Raw genomic sequence first — 20512 nt, 5'->3', positions numbered from 1 at the left:
ATAATATTTTACAGCTTACGCATCTTCATACTAAGGTCAAGCCACCTGGCAGAGTGGGTAATGGCTCCACTTGATATAAAATGCACACCTTCTATGGCATAATCCTTTATGTTTTCAAGGTTTATATTGCCGGATACCTCCACTAAAACCCTACCCTTTGTAATCTTTACAGCTTCCCTTACCTCCTCTGGAGAAAAGTTGTCTAAAAGCACCATATCCACACCACATTCAAGAGCTTCTTCCAATTCTTGTAGGTTTTCCACCTCAACTTCAACCTTATAGGCAGGGCTAAGCCTCTCTTTTACACGTTTAACTGCCTCTCTTATGCTACCAGCCACAGCCTTATGATTATCCTTAATTAGCACCATATCATATAGGCCAAAGCGGTGGTTTATACCACCACCAACTCTAACTGCATACTTTTCAAAATACCTCATGCCGGGCGTTGTTTTTCTTGTATCAAGAAGCTTTATATTTGTACCTTCCAAGGTCTTTACATACCTTCTTACTACAGTGGCTATGCCGCTTAGTCTTTGCATCAAGTTTAGAGCTACCCTTTCACCCTTCAATAGTACACCTGAGGGTCCTTCCAATACAAGAAGTTCATCACCCTTTGAAAACTCTTCCCCATCTCTAAGGCTTTTTATAAGCTCTACACCGCCTAAAAGTTCAAAGACCCTAAGGGCAAAGCCTATACCTGCCAAAACTCCCCCTTCCTTAGCCACAACCACAGCCCTCGCCTTTTCTCCCCTGCATACACCTTCAGTGGTTATGTCCGCATGTCCTATATCCTCTTCAAGAAAGCTTAGCAATAACCTATCTATCATACCATCACCTTGATATAAAACATAAAGTTTTTACGCACCCTTGGGACAGGCAATATTTTAGGCTTATAATTATAAACTATGGGAAAATTGAGAGTTCAAGATGTGGCAAAAGAGCTGGGTGTGCCAGTAAAGAAGATAAGGGAAGTGCTTAAGGAATGGGGTATAGAAAAGGGCAACTTTGCTTACCTTGATGAAGAGGAGCTTCAAATAGTGTATGATAATCTTCTACCTTCAAAGGAGAAGCCTGCAGAATCAATGGAAAAACCTATAGAGGATGTTAGCTTGGTGGAGGTTAAAGAACCGGAAGTTAAGGCTGAAAGCCTTCAAGCCATAGAAGCTCCAAAGGAAGAAAAGCTACCGAAAGAACAAAAACCTAAGTTTCAAAAACCACAAGAACAAAAAACCAAACATTTTGTAAAGGAGACAACTGGGGTGAAAAAAGAAAGACCTTATGAGAAAGAAAAACCACGTAGAACAGAGGAAAGGAGACCCTTCCCTCCAAGGATACCTTCTCCACCACCCGTGCCACCACCACGCGACCAAAAGGTAGAAGAAAAGCCACAAAAACCGCAACCACCCAAAGAAAAGGAAAAGCAGAGCAAAGGAGAAGAGCAAATCCTGAAGAAATTAGAACAACAGATAAAGAAGGAAAAAAGAGAAGAAAGGGAAGAAGAAATTAAGATAGTGCAAATACCGGAAGTGGTAACTGTTAGAGAACTTGCAGAACTAATGAAGGTTCCACCCAATCAAGTAATGGCAGAGCTTCTCAAAAGAGGAATATTGGCAACGATAAATCAAACGGTGCCTGCAGAGGTTGCCCTACAAGTGGCAGAAGCCTTGGGCTTTCTTGCTGAGATAAAAAGGGAAGAAATAAAAGAAGAAGAGGAAGAAGAAGTAGTGGAAGAAGGTGGTGAACCCAGGCCTCCCGTGGTTGTGGTAATGGGCCATGTGGACCATGGAAAAACTACTTTGTTGGACACCATAAGGAAAACGAGGGTGGCAGAAAGGGAAAAAGGTGGTATAACTCAGCATATTGGTGCCTCTGTGGTAGAAATGCCCGATGGAAGGAAGATAACCTTCCTTGACACACCTGGCCATGAGGCCTTTACCTCCTTGAGGGCAAGGGGCGCGCAGGTTACAGATATTGCCGTGCTTGTGGTAGCTGCCGATGACGGCGTTATGCCCCAAACGGTGGAGGCCATAAACCATGCCAAAGCCTTTAACGTTCCAATTATTGTAGCGGTAAATAAAATAGACAAGCCTGATGCAGACCCGCTTAAGGTGAGAAGAGAACTCTCCGAGCTTGGGCTTATCCCAGAGGAATGGGGTGGTGATACAATCTTTGTGGATGTCTCTGCAAAAACTGGCCAAAACGTGGATACACTTCTTGAATACATACTCCTCCTTGCAGATATCCTTGAACTAAAAGCCAATCCTAACAAGCCTGCAAGGGGAACCATAATAGAGTCCAAGCTTGATAAACAAAGGGGTGTGGTTGCTACCGTCTTGGTGCAGGAAGGCACTCTAAAAGTGGGAGATGTGTTTGTAGCTGGGACCACCTACGGTAGGGTAAGGGCGATGTTTGATGACAAAGGCAGAAGGGTCAATTCGGCTGGTCCTTCCATTCCCGTTGAAGTGCTTGGCTTTGAAGAGCTTCCTATGGCTGGAGACCAGTTAAAGGTAGTGGAAGATGAAAAGAAGGCAAGGCAGATAGCTGAGCAAAGAAAACTCAAAAAAGAACAGATGGAAAAAGTCTCAAAAGGCTTTGTGTTGGAAGAGGTTTTCAAAAAGATACAAGAGGGAGAATTAAAAGAGCTAAGGCTTATAGTAAAGGCAGACACGGTTGGGTCCTTAGAAGCTCTTAAAAAATCCTTTAGTGAACTTTCCACTCCGGAGGTCTCCGTTAGAATAATCCACGGCGATGTGGGTGGTATAACAGAAAACGATGTAATGCTGGCAAAGGCAAGCGGTGCCATAATAATAGGCTTTAACACAAGGCCCGACGTAAAGGCAAGAGAGACTGCAGAGGCAGAAAAGGTAGATATAAGGCTTTATAGCATCATATACGAGGCTATAGAGGATGTAAAGAAGGCCCTACGGGGTATGCTAAAGCCTGTAGAAAGGGAAGTGGTGCATGGCTCTGCGGAGGTTAGGGCTACCTTTAAGATAAAGGGTGTGGGAACTGTAGCAGGTTGTTATGTGTTGGATGGAAAGATTTTAAGGAACGCCAAAGCAAGGCTCATAAGGGATGGTGTGGTCATCTTTGATGGCAAGATAGAGAGCTTAAAAAGGTTCAAAGAGGATGTGCAAGAGGTTGCCAAGGGATTTGAGTGCGGTATAAAGCTGAAAGACTACAACGACGTAAAGGTGGGTGATATTATAGAATGCTACGAAGTGAAGTTAGAAAAGCCTCAATAAGCATAAATGAGGTTTATCCAAGCATACAGGGGGAAGGCCTTTTGGTGGGCCTTCCCAGCCTCTTTATAAGAGTTCAAGGCTGTAATTTACGGTGTCCATGGTGCGACCAACCTTCTGCTTTGCCCTTTAAAAACCCATCCACAAGCCTTGAAGACCTTATAAGCCTTGTGGAAACCTATCCTCACAAGCACATAGTTATAACCGGTGGTGAGCCTTTTACAGAAGTTAGCTTACCTGACCTTGTAAAAGAGTTGTTAAAAATGGGAAAATCTGTGCAGATAGAAACCAACGGAACCCTATGGCAGGAAGAGCTTGAGGATGTGGCGGAAAATATACATATAACCTGTTCTCCAAAGGCTGTAGCAGGTTGGTATGTGCATCAAAAAATAAGAAAGTATGCAAAAGAGCTTAAGTTTGTGGTGGATGAGAATCTAAACCTTGATGTGCTACTTGCCTTTGAAGATTTTCTCAAAAGGTCCTGTGTGGTGCTTCAACCAGAGAGCAATAAGGCCCAGTTCCTTGAGAAGGCTTTAGATTTACAAAATAAGCTTTTGCACCTTGGCTATGAAGTTAGGGTTCTGCCCCAGGTGCATAAGCTTCTTGGGCTGAAGTAACCTTTTGGGAGCTTGGGAAGAAGTAATCCACTATGGTAAGGTATAAAGCTCTTGCAAAACTCTCTTGAAACTCTTCACTTGACATCATAAGAGCTTCCTCTGGGTTTGTCATAAAGCCCACCTCTACCAAAACCGACGGTATGCCGGGTGTTTTTAACACTGCAAACCCAGCCCTTTGAATACCCCTAAAATGCACATCCCTTCCAAGCTCTCTTCTTATAACCTTTGCCAGCTTACTCCCAAACACTACGCTTTCGTTCAAGGTCACATCCATAGCAAGGTCTGCAAGGACCACCTTTGCTTGCGTTGGTATATCTGCCCTTCCCAGAACAAGCTTGGCATACTGATCGTTATTTACTATACTCTGGCGTTTTTTCTGCGCTGCTTCTGAAGATATGGCAAATACGGTGGTGCCTCTGGCGTATGGTAGCTTTTGAGGATGGGCATCTGCATGTATGCTTATGAGTAGGTCCGCCCTATTGCTTAGGGCTATCTTAGACCTCTCTTGAAGGGGTATAAAAGTATCATCTTTGCGCGTCATTATAACCTTAAACCTTCCATCCTCTTCAAGGAACTTTGCAAGCTTTTTGCCTATGGCCAGAACCACATCCTTTTCCCTAATGTTCATATAACCAATGGCCCCTGGGTCATGTCCTCCATGTCCCGGGTCAATAACTATAACCCTTCTCTGTGTTATCACCTGGCTTTTTCTTACTTCGTTTATCACCCTTGCCTGGTCTTTTGTTTTCTCTGTGTATCTCAAGACCCTTATAAAGCTTGGGTCTATTATTTCCAAAAGCTCATCTTCTCCATCCTTTTTTGCCACAGGCTCACCCGTAGCTTTTGGAAGGTAAACATCCAACACTATTCTAAAGGGTTCTTGAAGGGAGAAGGCTTTTACTTCATCAAAGTTTTTCTCAATAACAACCCTTGTGCCCCATGGGTGCCTACCCACCCTCGCCTGTATATCTTTTGGAAGACTTACTTTGACATCTTCCATAATATCTACCACGATTCTCTTTGGGTTTTCAAGGGTAAGCACTTTGTAATCCACCTTCTTATCCAATTGAAGGACTATACGCTCCTTGTCGCTGTACTTACCTACCCTAACCAAGGCTGTTTGAGAAAAAGCCAAGCTAAAAAACAGGCTAAAAATTACCAAAATCCTCAGGAACATAAACCTCCTCCTCTACCTCAGAAGGTCTTGTTGCCCATGCGGGCTTTGGAAACCTAATTATCATAGGGTTTGGAATGTCCGGCTGGTAAAGTATCATGGTGCCTTTCTTTAGCATTATGGCCCTCTGGCGGAAGTTTCCTGTCAGATATTCATATTCCTTTCCAAGCACCTCGCTGGAGTCCATCCTACCAAGCACCTTTAGGGCAGAGTTGGCTATAACCCTTTTTTCCACCTCGCTGGCAGTCTGCTGGGCGCCTATTAGGATCACCCCCAAGCTCCTACCCCTTTCTGCAATGTCCAAAACCACATCCTTTATGGGACTCCACCCATCCTTGGGTGCATACTTATTAAGTTCGTCAAGAACCACAAAAACCTTAGGATCGGGCTTTCCTATGTTTTCCTTTTGTCTGAATACCTTCTTTAATATGGCGCCTACCACAAACATCTTGGCTATGCTATGAAGACCACTTATATCTATCACAGAAAGCCTGTTTTCTCGCCAGTTGGGTGGGTTTGAATCCTCACCTATAAACCTGTTTATATAATCACAGGCTCTACTAAACCTTCTAAAAAAAGCTTGCACTGTTTGTATTTGGGCTTCGCCAAACCAGCTTCTATAAAGCTCTGAGTTTTTATCCTGCTCCTTATCCCTTATAGCTTCCTCAAGCCTTTTCTCAAGAGTCTTTAAGCTGTCTATGTCCCTTCCAAGACCATCCAAAAGACGGCCCTCTGGGCTATTTTGTGCAAGGTAATAGAGCCTGTTGGCCACCCTGTCCATAACATAGTGTATGTTTGATATACCCTCTTCCCCCTCTGTAAACATAAACCTTATTAGCCCTTCCTCTGCAAACTCCCTCATACTCCAATAAAATGGCACTACTTTTTCATCCAACCTTTCACAATCGGGTATGTTTATGTTGTCTGGAGAAGGAGGCACATAAAACTTGACGTTTTTAAAAGGTTCGGGCCTTAAGCCCATCCTTTTGTATAGTTCCTTGCTTTCCTCATCAAGCACCTTGCTTCTCTTGTCAAGCCAAAGAAGGTCCTTCCCTTTTACGTTAAAGATTATCCCATGCACTCTGTCCTTGTCCCTCGCCTTTTCCAGTATGGAATAAAGAAGGAAAAGGGCGTAAGAAGTTTTTGTAGCTATGCCGGACATGCCAGATATGCTTACGTGCGCCCCTTCCACGCCGTTTATAAAGTGATAGTTTACATAAACCACATTGCCGTTCCTGTCAAGACCGGCTGGGATCTTTTCCTTCATCTGGTCGTAATAGAGCGCCCTATCAAACTCCTCACCTTTGGCCATATAAACACCATCTCCGGGCGATGGCGGTGCAAAAATCTCTGGTTCTATCCTCGTTATGTTTAGCTTAGCAACGTAGGCAATGTTTACGGGTATTAGACCTTTTGTTACAAGGTGGGCATCATAAACAAACTCAGCTCCCTCAAGGAACTTATGCACTTCACTAACGATACCATAGTATTTAACAGGTGTATTTCCTATTTTACTTTCTACGTAAAGCACATCGTCCAGTTGAACCACTTGACCCTCCTCTACCCCTATCCAAAACTCCAAAGGGCTAATGGGCTTTGTACCAAGAACTATTCCCACCCTCATGCATAAAAAATATATCACTTTTAAGAGCGGGCGACGGGATTTGAACCCGCGACCTCCTGCTTGGGAAGCAGGCGCTCCACCCCTGAGCTACGCCCGCTTATGGTATATATTATATTTCATGGAATTTCCTAAGCTAAGGCCAAGAAGGCTAAGAAAGAATGAAAATATAAGAAGGCTTGTGAGAGAAACAAAGCTAAGCCTTGATGACCTTATCTACCCCATCTTTGTGCGCTATGGTGAGGGCATAGTGGAAGAAGTGCCGAGCATGCCGGGAGTCTACCGATACAGCCTTGACAAGGTGGTGTATGCAGTAAAAGAGGTAAGGGACCTTGGCATACCAGCCATAATCCTCTTTGGCATACCAGAACACAAGGATGAGGTGGGCTCTGACACTTGGAGTGATGAAGGGATAATACAGAGGGCTTTGAGGCTTATAAAAAAAGAAGTGCCAGATATGTATGTTATAACCGATGTATGCTTTTGTGAATACACTTCCCATGGCCACTGTGGGGTGCTTTGTGAGGGAGATGTGCATAACGACCTTACCCTTGAAAACCTAAAAAAACAAGCTATTTCCCATGCAAAGAACGGAGCGGATATGCTGGCGCCCTCTGGCATGATGGATGGTATGGTTAAGGCCATAAGGGAAGCCCTTGATTCCTCTGGCTTTGAAAACATACCCATAATGGCTTACTCGGCCAAGTATGCTTCAGCCTTTTATGGTCCTTTTAGAGATATTGCCGAGTCTGCTCCTGCCTTTGGAGATAGAAGAAGCTACCAGATGGACCCAGCCAATTCAAGGGAGGCGTTAAAGGAGGTGCTTTTGGATGTGCAAGAGGGTGCGGACATAATCATGGTAAAGCCTGCCCTTGCCTACTTGGATATAATAGCCAAGGTAAAAGAGGCTACCTTGCTTCCTGTGTGCGCTTACAATGTAAGCGGTGAGTATGCCATGATAAAGGCAGGGGGAAGGCTTGGATGGATAGACGAGAAAAGGGTGATGATAGAGACCCTTTTGTCCATAAAGCGCGCGGGCGCAGATATGATAATCACATACTTTGCCAAGGATGTGGCAAAACTTATAAATAAAGGAGAGATAGGATGAGGTTTTATGGCATACCTTCCGAAGATAGGGTTTTGGAGATTATAGAGGGCATAAAAGATGGTGTATGGGTTCTTGAGGAAGATGGAAAAACTCAAAGCTTTGATGCTGAAGGTATAAAGGAAAGACTTCGCGAGCTTGTTTATATGGTAAAAGGTTGGAAGGAGCAAAACAAGCATTTGCCCACGGGCACGGTCTTTTTCTTTGTTAGCACGCCCGATAACCCACAGGCCTTTAAGGTCTATGACCTTTCTTCTTTGGGCTGTTCTACAAAGCTTGACCCAGCAAGATGGAAGGTGTATAAAAAAGAGCTTTTAGGTCAGGTTTGATATATATCCCTCAATATCTCCTCTCCACCACTTTCCAATAGCCTTTTGGCCAGCCTTTTTCCTATCTCTTGTGCCTCTTCTGGCCTTCCTTCTTCATAGCCCTCTATGAATCTCTCTCCCTTAAGGTCTGAGATGAAGGCCTTTAGCTTTAATGTGTTTCCTTCTACCCAAGCGTAGGCCCCTATGGGAACCTGACAGCCACCGTGCAACTCCCTCAAAAAGGCCCTTTCGCACTCTGCCCTTAGCCTGCTTTCCCTGTGGTCAAGGAAGTCTATGGCGGACCTTACCCTTTCATCCCCTTCCCTTATCTCTATGGCAAGAGAACCTTGTCCCACTGCTGGTATAAAGTCTCCCAAAATCTGAGTTATTCTGCCCTCAAGACCCATCCTCTTTACACCCGCATAGGCCAGCACAATGGCATCATAAAGACCCTCTTCCATCTTTCTTATCCTTGTGTCCACATTTCCGCGAAGGACCTCCACCCTGAGGTCTGGCCTTCTCCTTTTTATCTGCACTTGCCTTCTGAGGGATGAGGTGCCGACCTTTGCACCGATGGGAAGCTCTTCCAGGCTTTTGCCGTTCTTTGATAAAAGCACGTCAAAGGGGTTTTCTCTTTCCGTTATGGCTCCCAAGGTGAGGCCCTCTGGCAGGACCATAGGCACATCCTTCAAAGAATGCACCGCCAAGTCTATATTTCCTCTTAGCAGAGCTTCCTCTATCTCCTTTACAAAAAGGCCCTTCCCACCTATCTTTGCCAGAGGTGCATCCAGTATTTTGTCCCCTGTGGTGGTGATAAGGACAAGCTCTACAGTGTGGCCCCTCTCTTCCAGCTTTTCCTTTACAAAGTTTGCCTGCCATAGGGCAAGCTTGCTCTTCCTTGTGCCTATGCGCAGGTGCATCACTCCACCACCTTTACATGAAGCTCTTTTAACTGCTTTGGGTCCACATAGTCTGGCGCGCCCGTCAAAGGACATATGCCCTTTTGAGTCTTTGGAAAGGCTATCACATCCCTTATGGAATCAAGGCCTCTCATAATAGCCAAGAGCCTATCAAAGCCAAAGGCAAGGCCTCCGTGAGGTGGTGCGCCATACTTTAAAGCGTCAAGAAGAAAGCCAAACTTCTCCCTCGCCTCCATATCCGATATTTGAAGAAGCCTAAAGACAAGCTCCTGAACCTCCCTTCTGTGTATTCTTATGGACCCACCACCCACCTCATAGCCGTTTATCACAAGGTCATAGGCCCTTGCTCTTACCGAATGAACAAGTTTTTTCTTCTCTTCCAAGTCTTCCACTTCCAAGGCTTTTTTCAAAAGGGGAATGTCCTCCTCCCTTGGTGAGGTAAAGGGGTGGTGCAAAGATACAAACCTCTTTTCTTCCTCATCCCACTCCATAAGGGGGAAGTCTACCACCCAAAAGACATCAAAGTTTTCTGTGTTTATAAGGTTGTATTTTTTGCCTATGTGTAGCCTTAGGCTTCCGAGGACCTTATAGACCATCTCCCTTTTGTCTGCGGAGAAGAAGATAACATCGCCCACTTCAGCCTGAACCCTTTCAAGAAGCTTTTGGGTCTCCTCTTGGGAGAAGAACTTTACTATGGGTGAGTTTAGCTTGTCTTCTTCCACCTTTATCCATGCAAGGCCTTTGGCGCCAAGGCTTTGAACAAACTGGGTAAGCTCATCAATCTCTTTCCTTGAAAGGTTTGAACCTTTAAAGTTTATGGCCTTTACCACACCACCATTATCTATAGCTTGGCGAAAGACTTTAAACTCTGTGTTTGAAAAGATATCCGTTAGGTCTATAAGCTCCAAGCCAAAGCGCCTGTCTGGCTTGTCCGACCCATACCTCTCCATAGCCTCCCTGTAAGGCATCCTATCAAAGGGTCTTTTTAGCTCTATGCCTAAAAGCTCCTTAAACAGTGTAGCTATTAGCCTTTCACTGAAGGCCATCACATCCTCTTCATCCACAAAGGACATCTCAAAGTCTATTTGGGTAAACTCGGGCTGGCGGTCTGCTCTTAGGTCCTCATCCCTTAAGCATTTCACTATTTGAAAGTACCTGTCAAAGCCAGCCACCATAAGGATCTGTTTGAAAAGCTGGGGAGATTGGGGAAGGGCGTAGAACTTGCCCGGATGAAGCCTTGAAGGAACCAAAAAGTCCCTCGCACCCTCCGGCGTGGATTTGGTAAGGAAGGGAGTTTCTATCTCCACAAAGCCCTCTTCCACAAAGACCTTTCTTGCAACCTGATAGGCCCTGTGGCGGAAGAGAAGGTTTTCTTTCATGCTTTCCCTTCTTAGGTCAAGGTAGCGGTAGCGAAGCTTGGTCTCTTCTGAGATAGGTGTTTCTTCATCTATGGGGAAGGGTGGCACTTCGGAGGTGTTTAAAATCTCAAGCTCCTCTATAACAACTTCATAGTAGCCCGTTTTTAGCTTTTGGTTTTCTGTGCCAGGTGGTCTTCTCCTTACCTTGCCCCTTATGGCCACCACATACTCGGACTTTAAAGAGTCTGCAAGGTCATAGACCTTTGGATTGTCCTTCTCCTCTACCACGCACTGTACTATGCCCTCTCTGTCTCTTAGGTCAATGAATATAACACCACCATGGTTCCTTATCCTATGCACCCATCCGTTTAAAATAACCTCTTTGTTTAAGTCCTCTTCCGAGATGTGTCCGCAGTACTTTGTGCGCTTAAGCATAACGGAATATTTTACCAAAGCTTACAAAAGAGGCTCCATCTCATAGTGTTTATAAACCTGTTCCCACCAGTAGGAGACTCTAAGTAAGGAGGCCTCATCAAAGGCTTTACCTATAAGCTGTCCGCCCACCGGCAGGTTGTTGGACATGCCTATGGGGATGGATATGCCCGGAAGTCCTGCCAAATTTACACTTACTGTGAAAACATCTGAAAGGTACATGGCTATGGGATCATCCGTCTTTTCTCCAAAGCGGAAGGCCACCGTTGGTGAGGTGGGAGTGGCTATAAGGTCTACCCTTTCAAAGGCCTTTTCAAAGTCTTGGGCTATGAGCCTTCTTACCCTCATGGCCTTAAGATAATAGGCATCATAGTAGCCAGCAGAGAGGGCAAAGGTGCCAAGGAGTATCCTTCTCTTTACCTCAGGCCCAAAGCCCTCGTCCCTTGTCTTGGAGTACATATCTATAAGGTCCTGGTATTTTTCCGTTCGGTAGCCAAACCTCACACCATCATAGCGGGCAAGGTTGGAAGATGCCTCGGAGGGGGCTATTATATAGTAGCAAGGTATGGCGTATTTTACATGGGGAAGGGAGATCTCCTCTATGTAAGCTCCTTCCTTTTCCATCTCCTTTAAAAAGCCTTCAAAGGCCCTTTTGACACCTTCCTCCACACCATCCTCCATAAACTCCTTTACTATGCCAACCCTCAGACCCTTTATATCCTTGCCAAGCTCCTGTGTGAACTTGGGAACTTCCCTTTTACTGCTTGTGGAATCCCTCGGGTCATGCCCGGAGATTACTTCCATAATGAGGGCTATATCCTCCGTCTTTCTTGCAAAGGGACCTATCTGGTCAAGGGAGGAGGCAAAAGCTACAAGGCCATAACGGGATACTCTACCGTAGGTAGGCTTTAGGCCTATAACACCGCAGAAGCTGGCAGGCTGGCGAATAGAACCTCCCGTATCAGAACCCAAGGAAAGGGGTGCAGACCTTACCGCCACAGCCACCGCAGAGCCACCGGAGGATCCACCGGGCACCCTCTCAAGGTCCCATGGATTCCTTGTCTTGAAAAAGGCAGAATACTCAGTGGATGAGCCCATGGCAAACTCGTCCATGTTGGTCTTTCCCACTATAAGGGCTCCAGCCCTCTTTAGCCTTTCTATAACGGTGGCATCGTAGGGAGAGATGTAGCCCTGGAGTATTTTAGAGGCGCATGTGGTAGGATAGCCTTTTACGTTTATATTATCCTTTATAGCTACTGGAATGCCCAAAAGAGGCTTGTCTTCTGAAAGGTCTATTCTTTCCGCTTCTTTTAAAACCTCCTCATAGAGGGGTGTGATGTAGGCCTTTACCTTTTCTTCTGTTTGAGAAAACCTCTCATAGAAGCTTTCAAGCACTTCTTTGGGATGCACTTCCCTTTTCTTTATGAGGTTTACAAGCTCATAGGCGGACTTTTTCCAAAGCATAGTTTATAGTTTAACATATGAAGGTTTTTGACCTTTATGCCAAAAGGTATGACCTTTGGTACGATTTGCCCTTTGGAAGTTCTGTCTTTCCTCTGGAGGTTGAGTGTTTAAAGAGGTGTGGTCCGGTGGAGAGTCCTTCCCTTGAGGTGGGTGTGGGCAGTGGAAGGTTTGCCAAGGCTTTGAATGTGGATGTGGGCGTGGATATTTCTTTTGAGCTTTTGAAGATGGCAAAAGGCAGAGGCCTAAATGTTCTTATGGCAAGGGCTGAGGAGCTTCCTTTCAAGGACGGAAGTTTTAAAAGCATCTTTATGATAGTTTCCCTTTGCTTTTTTGAAGACCCGCCGAAGGCCCTTAGGTCCGCAAGAAGGGTGATAAGGGAGGATGGGAAGCTCTTTTTGGGCCTTGTGCTGTCCGATAGTCCTTGGGCTAAGTTTTACATAAAGAAGGCAAAGGAAGGACATCCCCTATATTCTCATGCCAAGTTTTACAGCTTTTGGGAGATAAGTAATATGCTAAAAGAGGCAGGCTTTGAACTAAAAGAGGTCTTTAGCACCCTCTTTGAAGAGCCACAGGATCAAAGGCCTGTAAAAAACAGGGAAATAAGGGAGGGCTTTCATCCGGAAGGAGGCTTTTTCTGTATGGTGGCAAGCCCTTGAAATTTGATAAAACTTGACTAAAATTTATTTACATGGCGAACTCAACCAAGAGGGATTACTACGAGATACTTGGGGTGCCAAGGAATGCCACCCAAGAGGAGATAAAGAAGGCTTACCGCAGGCTTGCCAGAAAGTACCACCCAGACTTTAACAAAGACCCAGAGGCTCAAGAGAAGTTCAAAGAGATAAACGAAGCCTACCAGGTGCTTTCCGACCCAGAAAAGAGGAAGCTTTACGACCAATATGGCCATGCAGCCTTCTCTGCCCAACCCGGAGGCCAAGAGTATCAAGAGGTGGTCTTTCAAAACATAGGAGACCTCTTTGAAGAGGTGTTTAAGGGCTTTGGCTTTGAGGATATCTTTGAAAGGGCCACAAGGGGTAGGAGAAGGGAGCAAAGAAGGCCTATAAAGGGAGAGGATATATACTACACCGTAGAGCTAAGCTTAGAGGAGGCCTTTAGAGGCACGGTGGTGAGCATACCCTTGGTGAGAGAGGTAGCATGCGATGCCTGTGGTGGAAGGGGCTACGATGTTAATAAGGGTGAAAGGGTATGTCCCACCTGCGGTGGAAGGGGCGAGGTAATTCAAAGGCAGTTCTTCATAACCATATCTCAGACCTGTCCTACCTGTGGTGGTGAAGGTGTTATAAGAGAAGCTTGTCCAAAATGTAGGGGCAGAGGCACCATACCCCAAAGGGAGGAGGTAAAGGTGAGAATACCGCCAGGCGTGGATACTGGAAGCAAAATAAAGGCGGAGGGCAAGGGCCATGCGGGTAGGTTTGGAGGTCCTCCGGGAGACCTTATAATAACCGTAAAGGTAAAGCCACATCCTATCTTTGAAAGAAGGGGCAACAACCTTTATGTGGATGCCTACATAAAGATAACAGAGGCCATGCTTGGCACAGAGATAGAAGTACCTACCCTTGAAGGTGGGAGAGTCAAAGTAAAAGTGCCTGCAGGAGTGCAGGAGGGAGAAACTATAAGGGTGGAAGGCTATGGCATGCCAAGGCTTATGTCGGATGGAAGAGGAGACCTTTTTGTAAGAATTCACATAGATATTCCAAAGCTTGGCTTTTTTGAAAAATTCTTTGGAGATGGTAAAAGGATAAAACAGCTCCTTGAGGAGCTTGACAAACTCCTACCAGAACCAAAACGGATAAGGGAGAGGCAGACATGAAGAAGACAAAGCTTTATACCATAGGTGTAGTAGCCAGTATGTTTAATATACATCCACAAACGCTTAGACTATATGAGAAAGAAGGGCTTATAAAACCTACCAGAAGCAAAGGAAGGACAAGGTATTACACAGAGGAGGACCTACAAAGGCTTGAGTTTATACTAACGCTAAGCAGAAACCTCGGTGTGAACCTTGCCGGCATAGATATTATCCTTAGGATGAAAGAGCAGATAGAGGAGCTTGAGGCACAAATTCAAAAGCTCATTGAGTTTATACAGAAGGAGTTTGCAGAGGTTTATCAAAAGGATGAAAATATAAAGTCCATAGTCCTTTCGGAAAGGAAGGACCTTTTAAAGATAATTAAAAAGCAAGAGTAAAACACATGAAGTATAGCTTATAGGATATATAAGGAGTTTTTATTGACATCAAAAAGAGATTAAATATCATTTGCCATAAGGAGGTGTTTGCCATGGTTATAAAAGGAGTTAACTTTTGGAGCTTCCTCTTTGCAAGTCAGATGGGTGGCTATGCTATGGTTTTATTAGATGAGGTTTATGCCAAATGGTTTGGATTGTTTGGCCTTTTCCCAGGAATTAGGGACCCAGCCTGGTTTATACACCATCAGATTGATTCTACCCTTTTTGCCATTCCTTTAGTCCTTCCCTTTATCTGGAACAAGATTCCCGGCCCTGGCCTTGTTAAGGGTATAATTTACGGGATAGCATGGCATATATTTGTGGTTATTGTCTCCTTGATAGGCGGTGCAGGCGGTGCGGAGTGGTTCCAAAAGCCTATGAGCGCCAGTGCTCAAATATCTTTGGTTATACTACACATAGTTTGGGGTGGAATAACGGGCTTTTTGTATAACCCATCGCAGGAGGGTAGGGAGTAAAATATACTTTATGGAAATTAGAGAAACAGACCTACCGGGCATAGGCAAAAAGTATTCTATAAGGTTAAGGGAGGGAAGGGACCTTGTTTTGGTTATATACAACACGGGCAAAAGGGAAATATACCTTATGGAAGAAGAAGAGGCAAGCTGTGTTTTTAGCCTGACAGATGAAGAAGCAAAGGAGCTTGGGTTTTTGGTGGCTGGGGCGGTTTATCAACCCATAAAGGCGGAAAAGATGGAGCTTATATTGAAGGAAGTGGTGATGGAGTGGGTAAAGGTGGAAAGTGGTTCAAACCTTATAAACAAAACCATAGCAGAGCTTCAGATAAGGAGAACTACGGGTGTATCGGTAATAGCCATAGATAGAAAGGGTAAAATAATACCAAATCCAGACCCTTACAAGGAAAAAATAGAACTGGGGGACATACTTATAGTGGTAGGCACAAGGCCACAGATAAACCACTTTTTGGAACTCTGCGGAAGGTGTAGCACATAAGATGCACAGTTCACAGGACTTTATACTTGCCGGCGGTGTCTTTCTACTTCTGTTTTTTTCTGCCTATTTACTTTCAAAGCTTAAAGTGCCATATATCCTCTCTTTTATACTGGCTGGGCTTCTTGGTAAGTTTATCTTCCCAGAAAAAATACAAGAGGCGTTTATCATTTTTGAACATTTAGCGGTGGTTTTACTTTTCTTTTTTATAGGTCTTGAGTATTCCTTTGAAAAGCTCATAGGGATGAAAAAGCTTTTAAAGCCCGGCATTATAGACTTTCTTTTTAACTTTTTGCCTGCCTTTGGCCTTTCTTATCTATTCACAGAAAACTTCCTCTTTTCTTTGGCTGTAGGCACTATAGTCTATCCAAGTAGCACAGCCATAACAGCCAAGCTACTTATGGACTATAAAAGGCTTGTAAATCCAGAGGCGGAGTTTTTGATAGGAGTCCTTATATTTGAAGACTTAATAAGCATTATCCTTCTTTCACTTCTTACAGGCTTTACTTTAAAGGGTAGTCCGGATACGTTGAGCCTTTTGAGAGGTATTCTTGCCATAATCCTTTTGTTTAGTATGTTCTATCTTTTAAGGGGGTTGGCGGAGAAGTTTTTTGAATATATGGAGAAAAGAGTAGAGGAAGAGCTTGTTCCCTTTTTTGTTCTTGGCTTTTTGCTTGTATCTTCCGGAATTAGTCTAAGCTTTGGTCTATCAGATGCACTCATCGCTTTTATGCTTGGTGTTATTGTTCCAGAAAATAGTAGGGTTTTTGGAATTATAGAAAAATCTCTTTCTGAGCTGAAAGATCTATCTGTAGGTGTTTTCTTTTTCATGTTTACCTTTAATTCCAAGCTAAGCTTTGATTTTAACCCTTGGTTTTTCATAATTATTGTTTTTCTTTCTATAATTACCAAGTTTTTATCCACTTACTGGGGGGCTCACCTTTATGACATTGGGAATAGAGCTGCTCTTAGAGCTTCCTTGTCTTTCTTACAAAGGGGTGAGTTCTCTGTAATCTTTGCCAGCTTTTATGAACCAGCCCAATCCATGGCCTTCCTCTTGGTTCTTATAACAACCCTGCTGGGAAGCTTTAGCTTTTTGTTCGCTCCAGAGATTTCTCTAAGGGTTTTCCCAAAGAAAGAGAGGAAAGGACCTCCTCCAGCTCCTCCCTCTTGACCTCCACGCTATCCTCCGGAAGTACCCATATGGGATGGCCTATCCTTACCTTGGCCCTTGAAAAAGGAAGTGGAAGGGTAAATTTATCCCAAGTGTTAAGCTTAATAGACCAGTCAAAGCTGACATACACAGGGATTATGGGTATACCCGACTTTTGCGCCAAAAGGATTATGCCGGGCTTGACCTTTCCATAGGGACCCTTTGGACCATCCACAGTGATGGCTACCGTTTGGCCTTCTTTTAAAACTTTTAAAAGCTTTAAAAGTCCCACGCTACCACCCTTTTGGGGCTTTCCCTCCTCCGTAGAACCCCTTATAACCCTATAGCCAAGGCTAAGCAAAAATTTTTCTGCAATATCTCCATCTCTAAACCTGCTTACTAAAGCATATATGCCTCTGTCTATACCAAGCATGGCCACACCCAGAGCATTACCGTGCAAAAGAGCTATTATCTTTCCCTTGTATAGCTCATAGTCTATCCTTTTGTCCCATCTTATGGTTTTATGGATAAGCCTTATGAGAAAAGCCACAAAAGGAACTAAAAGAAGGGAAGTGTTATGTTTTAACTTCTTCATCTTGCTTCAAATACAGAAATAATGCTGTTCTTTACCCATTTGGGATCTAGCCATTCAATTGGATTTACCTCATAGCCCTGTACTACTATACCAAAGTGAAGATGGTCTCCCAAAGCAAAGCCTGTATTCCCAGTCCTTCCTATTATCTCACCCTTTTTTACAAACTGTCCTTCCTTTACGCTTATCTCCGAAAGATGCCCATAAAGGCTCATAAGGCCCATGCCATGGTCAATGATTATTGTATTTCCATATATGCCAAGACTTCCGGTAAAGACTACCACGCCCGAGTTGGAAGCTGGCACAGGCGCCCTTTCCACAGAGGCAAAATCAAAGCCCATATGCCTGCTTTCGCTAACCTTCTCTCCGTTGTAATAGTAGTACCTTATGTCTCCGTAGGTTGCAAAGACCTTGCTGTTTGGCAGTTGCAAAAAGGCACCTTCCCAAAGGACCCTTGGCTCGCTCCTTTTGCCTATTTCCTCTACCTTTTTGACATCCCCTGAACGCCAAACCTCGTTCACCCTTTTAAAGGCCTCAAGGGGTGTAAGACCCTTTCCTTCATCCTTCAAAAGGGGATATACCGCTCTGTTTATAAAGTTATCGTCTATGTTTATCTTGTCTTCCTTAAAGCTTACTTGCTTTATGTTTAGCTTAAGCCCCTGTGATGTTGAATTACCTACTTTATCCGTAGCATATAGGATAAAGGGTATCCCTTCCTTATCAAGCCTTATGGGAAAAAGTCCAAAGTAATAACCTTCACCCACAGGGTATAGGTTATATCTGTGTTCTCTTTGCACTACATAAACCTGCGCTTCTTCTCCAACCTTTACCTTTAGAGCAAAGGTGCCACCAAGTGATGGGTATGGAGTGTAAGAGATCACATCCAACTTTGGTGGTACTGTATCTACCAAAGCCTTAAGATGGTACGTCCGGCTCCTAAATATACCAGAAGAAACCTCCAAAAGTAAGTTTGCCTCACCGTCTTTTAAACCTATATCCTTCGCTTTTAGCTTAAAAGAAAGCTCTTGCTGAGGCTCCAAAAAAACCGCTTTGTAAATTTCTTTCTTTTGATCCTTTTCTTCTATGTACAGTTTTATTTCTTTTATCGGCCTGTTTAGTTTTAAATGGTATGTCTTTTCAAGGGGTATAAGGGAAAGATCTCTTAGACTTTCCTCTGAAACCTGAGGCCTCAGGCCCAAGGAAAGGAACAGGAGATAAAAGGCGATAAAAAACAAAGCAAATATGGCAAGCCTCCTTATAAGCCTTACAAAGCCAAGCCTTCTTTCACTTTTTTCTTCAAGCCTGTAGCGATATTTCATCTTTTGACCACCACCCCATACCAGTTTTCTAACTTTTTAATTTTAACAGGTTTAAAAGCAAGGAGCTTTAAAAATTCCTCTAGCTCTTCCCTTCCATATATGCCGGAAAAGATAGCCACACTTTTAAAAAGGTTTTTAAGATATTTTAGCTCCCTTTTGAATATCTCCAGCTCAAGGTTTGCCACCAGAAGGTCAAAGGCCTCTTTTATGTCCTTTGGCTCTGCCTGAAGGCACTCTATATCTACACAGTTTTCTTTGCTATTGTGTATGCACTCTTCTGTGGCCTGTGGGTCTATATCAATGGCCAAAACCCTGCTGGCTCCAAGCCTTTTTCCTGCTATAGCCAGAATACCTGTGCCAGTGCCTACATCCAAAAGAGACCAGTCCTCCTTTAAAAACTCCTGCATAAGATAAAGGCATAGCTTGGTAGTAGGGTGCAAACCCGTGCCAAAGGCCACACCCTGCCTTATTACCACAGGCTTTATCCAAGAGGGTAAAACCATAATATCCTTTACTTTCACAGGCCTAAAGGCCTTCTGAGGTGGTATAACTTCAACTTCTAAAACTTCCAAAGGCTCAAGACCCTCAATGGGTTCATAAAGGGCAAACTCTACAAAGGATTCACCCTCGGAAAGTACCTCCACGCCTCTTCCGTAATCAATTAAAAACTGATAAAAGTCCTCTGGCGAAAGCTTATAGACATACTTTTTATAGTGCATCCCTTCTATTATATATTGTGCCTCTCCACAAGAGTCCAGCCTTTGTAAGCATATCCTTGTCCTCCAAAAAGTCTTTCATCTCTCCGTAGTATAGGATTGTGTGGTCCTCTCCGAGGACCAAAAGCTTATTTCCAAGGTCTTGCACAAGGTTTAGGTTGTTTGTAGCCACAAGGCTGGTAATCTCCATATCCCAAAGTAGCTCTATCAACAATTGGGTAGTTTTGGAGTCCAAATTGGCCGTTGGCTCATCAAGGAGAAGCACCTTAGGCCTTAGGACAAGCAGGCATGCAAGGCAGAGCCTCTGTTTTTGGCCTCCGCTTAGTTCATAGGGTGGCCTGTTGAGGAAAGGCATAAGGTCAAGCCTTTCGGTCCAGTAATGCACCTCTTCTTTTATCATCTTCTCCTCCATCCCCAACTGTCTTAGGCCAAAGGCTATCTCATCGTAAACGGTAGGATTAAAAAGCATCACCTCTGGGTTTTGAAAGAGTAATACCACTTCTTTCCTAAACCATCTGTTTATATTTTTGTCCTTCAGAGTCTTTTCCTTTATCTCTATGTCCTTGTAAAAGTATGCGCCTTTTTTAGGAAAGATGAGGCCGTTTAGTATCTTCAAAAGGGTGGTCTTCCCAGAGCCGTTTGGCCCAAGTAAAACAACCCTATCACCTTCAAAGATTCTAAAGCTTATATCCCTTAAAACATCCTCTCCGTTGTAGCTGTAATAGACATCCCTTAGCTCAATCATTGTAAAAACCTCTTGACCTCATGGCCTCTTGGACTTCCCTTGATGTGTTTATGGACTTTTCAAAAAAGAAAAGGGACAACCTTTTGGTAAAGGCTACAAGAGTTTTCCTTTCGGGCTTTTGTAAGGTCCTACTCCTTATGGCATCTTTGAAGTCCTTTAAAAGTCTATTGTAAGTTATGGCATTGCCAACAGCCATAACAAGCAAAAAGCTTAAAGTCTTTGAAAAATCAAAGGCCCTATAAAGGTTAACCATCCTTAAAAATATAAAGGTGAGAAGGCTAAGGTCAAAGGACCTAAGGTTTATCATTAGAAAGTAATCAAGGGCTTTTTGGTTAAAAAGAAGATAGGAAAATGATATGAAAAAGCTAAAAAGGAAAAAGGAGAAGAAGGCATGTTTTAAAAGCTTTAGCTTTCTCTCTATGGGGGACAGTATCAAAAACACAAGCAAAAGGACTAAAGCTATCAAAAGCGTGTAAATATGGCTGGAAAAGGACAGGTATAAGAGGCAAAACAGGTATAAAAGCATTAAT

At 43.9% G+C, this 20512-nt stretch carries 21 protein-coding genes, 1 tRNA gene and 1 pseudogene; 11 read left to right on the top strand and 12 right to left on the bottom strand.

The annotated features are described in order from the left end of the window. Window positions 1-8: 8 nt before the first annotated feature. The gene (nadC, locus tag ACZ5GB_RS05850; protein ID WP_464326320.1) at window positions 9-827 is read right to left on the bottom strand and encodes a carboxylating nicotinate-nucleotide diphosphorylase; all 819 of its coding nucleotides are present in this window, start codon (window positions 825-827) and stop codon (window positions 9-11) included. 78 nt (window positions 828-905) lie between these two features. Between nadC and ACZ5GB_RS05845 the strand changes: the two are divergent. From ACZ5GB_RS05845 to ACZ5GB_RS05835, 3 genes and pseudogenes are all read left to right on the top strand, one after another. Beyond that, a pseudogene (locus ACZ5GB_RS05845) lies at window positions 906-986 on the top strand (hypothetical protein); the annotation flags it as partial. A gap of 96 nt (window positions 987-1082) precedes the next feature. Further along, window positions 1083-3245 (top strand): translation initiation factor IF-2, encoded by a 2163-nt coding sequence (gene infB / locus ACZ5GB_RS05840; RefSeq protein ID WP_464327821.1) that lies wholly within the window; start codon window positions 1083-1085, stop codon window positions 3243-3245. Further along, a complete protein-coding gene (locus ACZ5GB_RS05835; protein ID WP_464326319.1) occupies window positions 3212-3859 on the top strand; it encodes a 7-carboxy-7-deazaguanine synthase QueE in 648 nt (215 codons plus the stop codon). Before infB ends, ACZ5GB_RS05835 begins: the two co-directional genes overlap by 34 nt. On the opposite strand, the gene ACZ5GB_RS05830 is transcribed toward ACZ5GB_RS05835, so the two are convergent. The 3 genes from ACZ5GB_RS05830 to ACZ5GB_RS05820 form a co-directional block, all read right to left on the bottom strand. Beyond that, window positions 3816-5036: an N-acetylmuramoyl-L-alanine amidase gene (locus ACZ5GB_RS05830; RefSeq protein ID WP_464326318.1), complete on the bottom strand. Its 1221-nt coding sequence runs from the start codon at window positions 5034-5036 to the stop codon at window positions 3816-3818. The genes ACZ5GB_RS05835 and ACZ5GB_RS05830 overlap by 44 nt on opposite strands. Further along, entirely contained in the window at window positions 5008-6657 is a 1650-nt protein-coding gene (locus tag ACZ5GB_RS05825) for an ATP-binding protein (RefSeq protein ID WP_464326317.1), read from the bottom strand. The genes ACZ5GB_RS05830 and ACZ5GB_RS05825 overlap by 29 nt, the downstream gene beginning before the upstream one ends. A 25-nt stretch (window positions 6658-6682) precedes the next feature. Further along, a tRNA-Gly gene (locus tag ACZ5GB_RS05820) sits at window positions 6683-6754 on the bottom strand. Between the two features lie 21 nt (window positions 6755-6775). Here ACZ5GB_RS05820 and hemB point away from each other — a divergent pair. Both hemB and ACZ5GB_RS05810 read left to right on the top strand, forming a co-directional pair. Next, on the top strand, window positions 6776-7762 hold the full coding sequence (gene hemB / locus ACZ5GB_RS05815) for a porphobilinogen synthase (RefSeq protein ID WP_464326316.1): 987 nt from the start codon (window positions 6776-6778) through the stop codon (window positions 7760-7762). After that, on the top strand, window positions 7759-8088 hold the full coding sequence (locus ACZ5GB_RS05810) for a hypothetical protein (protein WP_464326315.1): 330 nt from the start codon (window positions 7759-7761) through the stop codon (window positions 8086-8088). The genes hemB and ACZ5GB_RS05810 overlap by 4 nt, the downstream gene beginning before the upstream one ends. On the opposite strand, the gene hemC is transcribed toward ACZ5GB_RS05810, so the two are convergent. Genes hemC through gatA form a run of 3 tightly spaced genes read right to left on the bottom strand, consistent with a single transcriptional unit; the run spans window position 8079 to window position 12241 of the window. After that, window positions 8079-8987, bottom strand: a complete 909-nt coding sequence (hemC, locus tag ACZ5GB_RS05805) for a hydroxymethylbilane synthase (RefSeq protein WP_464326314.1) — start codon at window positions 8985-8987, stop codon at window positions 8079-8081. The two genes, ACZ5GB_RS05810 and hemC, sit on opposite strands and share 10 nt — an antisense overlap. Beyond that, a complete protein-coding gene (gene aspS / locus ACZ5GB_RS05800; protein WP_464326313.1) occupies window positions 8987-10780 on the bottom strand; it encodes an aspartate--tRNA ligase in 1794 nt (597 codons plus the stop codon). The genes hemC and aspS overlap by 1 nt, the downstream gene beginning before the upstream one ends. A 21-nt stretch (window positions 10781-10801) precedes the next feature. Then, window positions 10802-12241 carry an Asp-tRNA(Asn)/Glu-tRNA(Gln) amidotransferase subunit GatA gene (gene gatA, locus ACZ5GB_RS05795; protein ID WP_464326312.1) on the bottom strand — a complete coding sequence of 480 codons (1440 nt, stop codon included), beginning with the start codon at window positions 12239-12241 and terminating at the stop codon, window positions 10802-10804. Window positions 12242-12258: 17 nt separating this feature from the next. On the opposite strand from gatA, the gene ACZ5GB_RS05790 reads away from it, so the two are divergent. From ACZ5GB_RS05790 to ACZ5GB_RS05765, 6 genes are all read left to right on the top strand, one after another. After that, window positions 12259-12897, top strand: a complete 639-nt coding sequence (locus ACZ5GB_RS05790; RefSeq protein WP_464326311.1) for a methyltransferase domain-containing protein — start codon at window positions 12259-12261, stop codon at window positions 12895-12897. A 32-nt stretch (window positions 12898-12929) separates the two neighbouring features. Further along, on the top strand, window positions 12930-14072 hold the full coding sequence (gene dnaJ, locus ACZ5GB_RS05785; protein WP_464326310.1) for a molecular chaperone DnaJ: 1143 nt from the start codon (window positions 12930-12932) through the stop codon (window positions 14070-14072). After that, the gene (locus ACZ5GB_RS05780) at window positions 14069-14449 is read left to right on the top strand and encodes a heat shock protein transcriptional repressor HspR (RefSeq protein WP_464326309.1); all 381 of its coding nucleotides are present in this window, start codon (window positions 14069-14071) and stop codon (window positions 14447-14449) included. Before dnaJ ends, ACZ5GB_RS05780 begins: the two co-directional genes overlap by 4 nt. A 92-nt stretch (window positions 14450-14541) precedes the next feature. Then, window positions 14542-14964, top strand: coding sequence for a hypothetical protein (locus tag ACZ5GB_RS05775; protein ID WP_464326308.1), 423 nt, complete (start codon window positions 14542-14544; stop codon window positions 14962-14964). A gap of 10 nt (window positions 14965-14974) precedes the next feature. Further along, window positions 14975-15460 carry a cation:proton antiporter regulatory subunit gene (locus tag ACZ5GB_RS05770; RefSeq protein WP_464326307.1) on the top strand — a complete coding sequence of 162 codons (486 nt, stop codon included), beginning with the start codon at window positions 14975-14977 and terminating at the stop codon, window positions 15458-15460. Between the two features lies 1 nt (window position 15461). Beyond that, complete coding sequence (locus tag ACZ5GB_RS05765) at window positions 15462-16631, top strand: cation:proton antiporter (RefSeq protein ID WP_464326306.1); 1170 nt, start codon at window positions 15462-15464, stop codon at window positions 16629-16631. On the opposite strand, the gene ACZ5GB_RS05760 is transcribed toward ACZ5GB_RS05765, so the two are convergent. The 5 genes from ACZ5GB_RS05760 to ACZ5GB_RS05740 are packed head-to-tail and all read right to left on the bottom strand — an operon-like array spanning window position 16546 to window position 20448. Beyond that, on the bottom strand, window positions 16546-17205 hold the full coding sequence (locus ACZ5GB_RS05760) for a lysophospholipid acyltransferase family protein (protein ID WP_464326305.1): 660 nt from the start codon (window positions 17203-17205) through the stop codon (window positions 16546-16548). The two genes, ACZ5GB_RS05765 and ACZ5GB_RS05760, sit on opposite strands and share 86 nt — an antisense overlap. After that, window positions 17202-18521 (bottom strand): M23 family metallopeptidase, encoded by a 1320-nt coding sequence (locus tag ACZ5GB_RS05755; RefSeq protein WP_464326304.1) that lies wholly within the window; start codon window positions 18519-18521, stop codon window positions 17202-17204. Before ACZ5GB_RS05755 ends, ACZ5GB_RS05760 begins: the two co-directional genes overlap by 4 nt. Then, entirely contained in the window at window positions 18518-19240 is a 723-nt protein-coding gene (locus tag ACZ5GB_RS05750; protein ID WP_464326303.1) for a 50S ribosomal protein L11 methyltransferase, read from the bottom strand. The genes ACZ5GB_RS05755 and ACZ5GB_RS05750 overlap by 4 nt, the downstream gene beginning before the upstream one ends. Beyond that, complete coding sequence (locus ACZ5GB_RS05745) at window positions 19230-19982, bottom strand: energy-coupling factor ABC transporter ATP-binding protein (protein WP_464326302.1); 753 nt, start codon at window positions 19980-19982, stop codon at window positions 19230-19232. The genes ACZ5GB_RS05750 and ACZ5GB_RS05745 overlap by 11 nt, the downstream gene beginning before the upstream one ends. Next, on the bottom strand, window positions 19975-20448 hold the full coding sequence (locus tag ACZ5GB_RS05740) for an ABC transporter permease (RefSeq protein ID WP_464326301.1): 474 nt from the start codon (window positions 20446-20448) through the stop codon (window positions 19975-19977). Before ACZ5GB_RS05740 ends, ACZ5GB_RS05745 begins: the two co-directional genes overlap by 8 nt. Window positions 20449-20512 lie beyond the last annotated feature (64 nt).

The sequence above is a fragment of the Hydrogenobacter subterraneus genome, assembly GCF_055390195.1.
The sequence above is the reverse complement of the archived record's forward strand: the minus strand, read 5'-3'. Positions and strand labels throughout refer to the sequence as shown.

What these genes read in the sequence shown, in the direction of transcription:
- nadC (WP_464326320.1), bottom strand. Translation starts at nt 827, where the DNA reads ATGATAGATAGGTTATTGCTAAGCTTTCTTGAAGAGGATATAGGACAT.
- infB (WP_464327821.1), top strand. Translation starts at nt 1,083, where the DNA reads ATGGAAAAACCTATAGAGGATGTTAGCTTGGTGGAGGTTAAAGAACCG.
- ACZ5GB_RS05835 (WP_464326319.1), top strand. Translation starts at nt 3,212, where the DNA reads ATGCTACGAAGTGAAGTTAGAAAAGCCTCAATAAGCATAAATGAGGTT.
- ACZ5GB_RS05830 (WP_464326318.1), bottom strand. Translation starts at nt 5,036, where the DNA reads ATGTTCCTGAGGATTTTGGTAATTTTTAGCCTGTTTTTTAGCTTGGCT.
- ACZ5GB_RS05825 (WP_464326317.1), bottom strand. Translation starts at nt 6,657, where the DNA reads ATGAGGGTGGGAATAGTTCTTGGTACAAAGCCCATTAGCCCTTTGGAG.
- hemB (WP_464326316.1), top strand. Translation starts at nt 6,776, where the DNA reads ATGGAATTTCCTAAGCTAAGGCCAAGAAGGCTAAGAAAGAATGAAAAT.
- ACZ5GB_RS05810 (WP_464326315.1), top strand. Translation starts at nt 7,759, where the DNA reads ATGAGGTTTTATGGCATACCTTCCGAAGATAGGGTTTTGGAGATTATA.
- hemC (WP_464326314.1), bottom strand. Translation starts at nt 8,987, where the DNA reads ATGCACCTGCGCATAGGCACAAGGAAGAGCAAGCTTGCCCTATGGCAG.
- aspS (WP_464326313.1), bottom strand. Translation starts at nt 10,780, where the DNA reads ATGCTTAAGCGCACAAAGTACTGCGGACACATCTCGGAAGAGGACTTA.
- gatA (WP_464326312.1), bottom strand. Translation starts at nt 12,241, where the DNA reads ATGCTTTGGAAAAAGTCCGCCTATGAGCTTGTAAACCTCATAAAGAAA.
- ACZ5GB_RS05790 (WP_464326311.1), top strand. Translation starts at nt 12,259, where the DNA reads ATGAAGGTTTTTGACCTTTATGCCAAAAGGTATGACCTTTGGTACGAT.
- dnaJ (WP_464326310.1), top strand. Translation starts at nt 12,930, where the DNA reads ATGGCGAACTCAACCAAGAGGGATTACTACGAGATACTTGGGGTGCCA.
- ACZ5GB_RS05780 (WP_464326309.1), top strand. Translation starts at nt 14,069, where the DNA reads ATGAAGAAGACAAAGCTTTATACCATAGGTGTAGTAGCCAGTATGTTT.
- ACZ5GB_RS05775 (WP_464326308.1), top strand. Translation starts at nt 14,542, where the DNA reads ATGGTTATAAAAGGAGTTAACTTTTGGAGCTTCCTCTTTGCAAGTCAG.
- ACZ5GB_RS05770 (WP_464326307.1), top strand. Translation starts at nt 14,975, where the DNA reads ATGGAAATTAGAGAAACAGACCTACCGGGCATAGGCAAAAAGTATTCT.
- ACZ5GB_RS05765 (WP_464326306.1), top strand. Translation starts at nt 15,462, where the DNA reads ATGCACAGTTCACAGGACTTTATACTTGCCGGCGGTGTCTTTCTACTT.
- ACZ5GB_RS05760 (WP_464326305.1), bottom strand. Translation starts at nt 17,205, where the DNA reads ATGAAGAAGTTAAAACATAACACTTCCCTTCTTTTAGTTCCTTTTGTG.
- ACZ5GB_RS05755 (WP_464326304.1), bottom strand. Translation starts at nt 18,521, where the DNA reads ATGAAATATCGCTACAGGCTTGAAGAAAAAAGTGAAAGAAGGCTTGGC.
- ACZ5GB_RS05750 (WP_464326303.1), bottom strand. Translation starts at nt 19,240, where the DNA reads ATGCACTATAAAAAGTATGTCTATAAGCTTTCGCCAGAGGACTTTTAT.
- ACZ5GB_RS05745 (WP_464326302.1), bottom strand. Translation starts at nt 19,982, where the DNA reads ATGATTGAGCTAAGGGATGTCTATTACAGCTACAACGGAGAGGATGTT.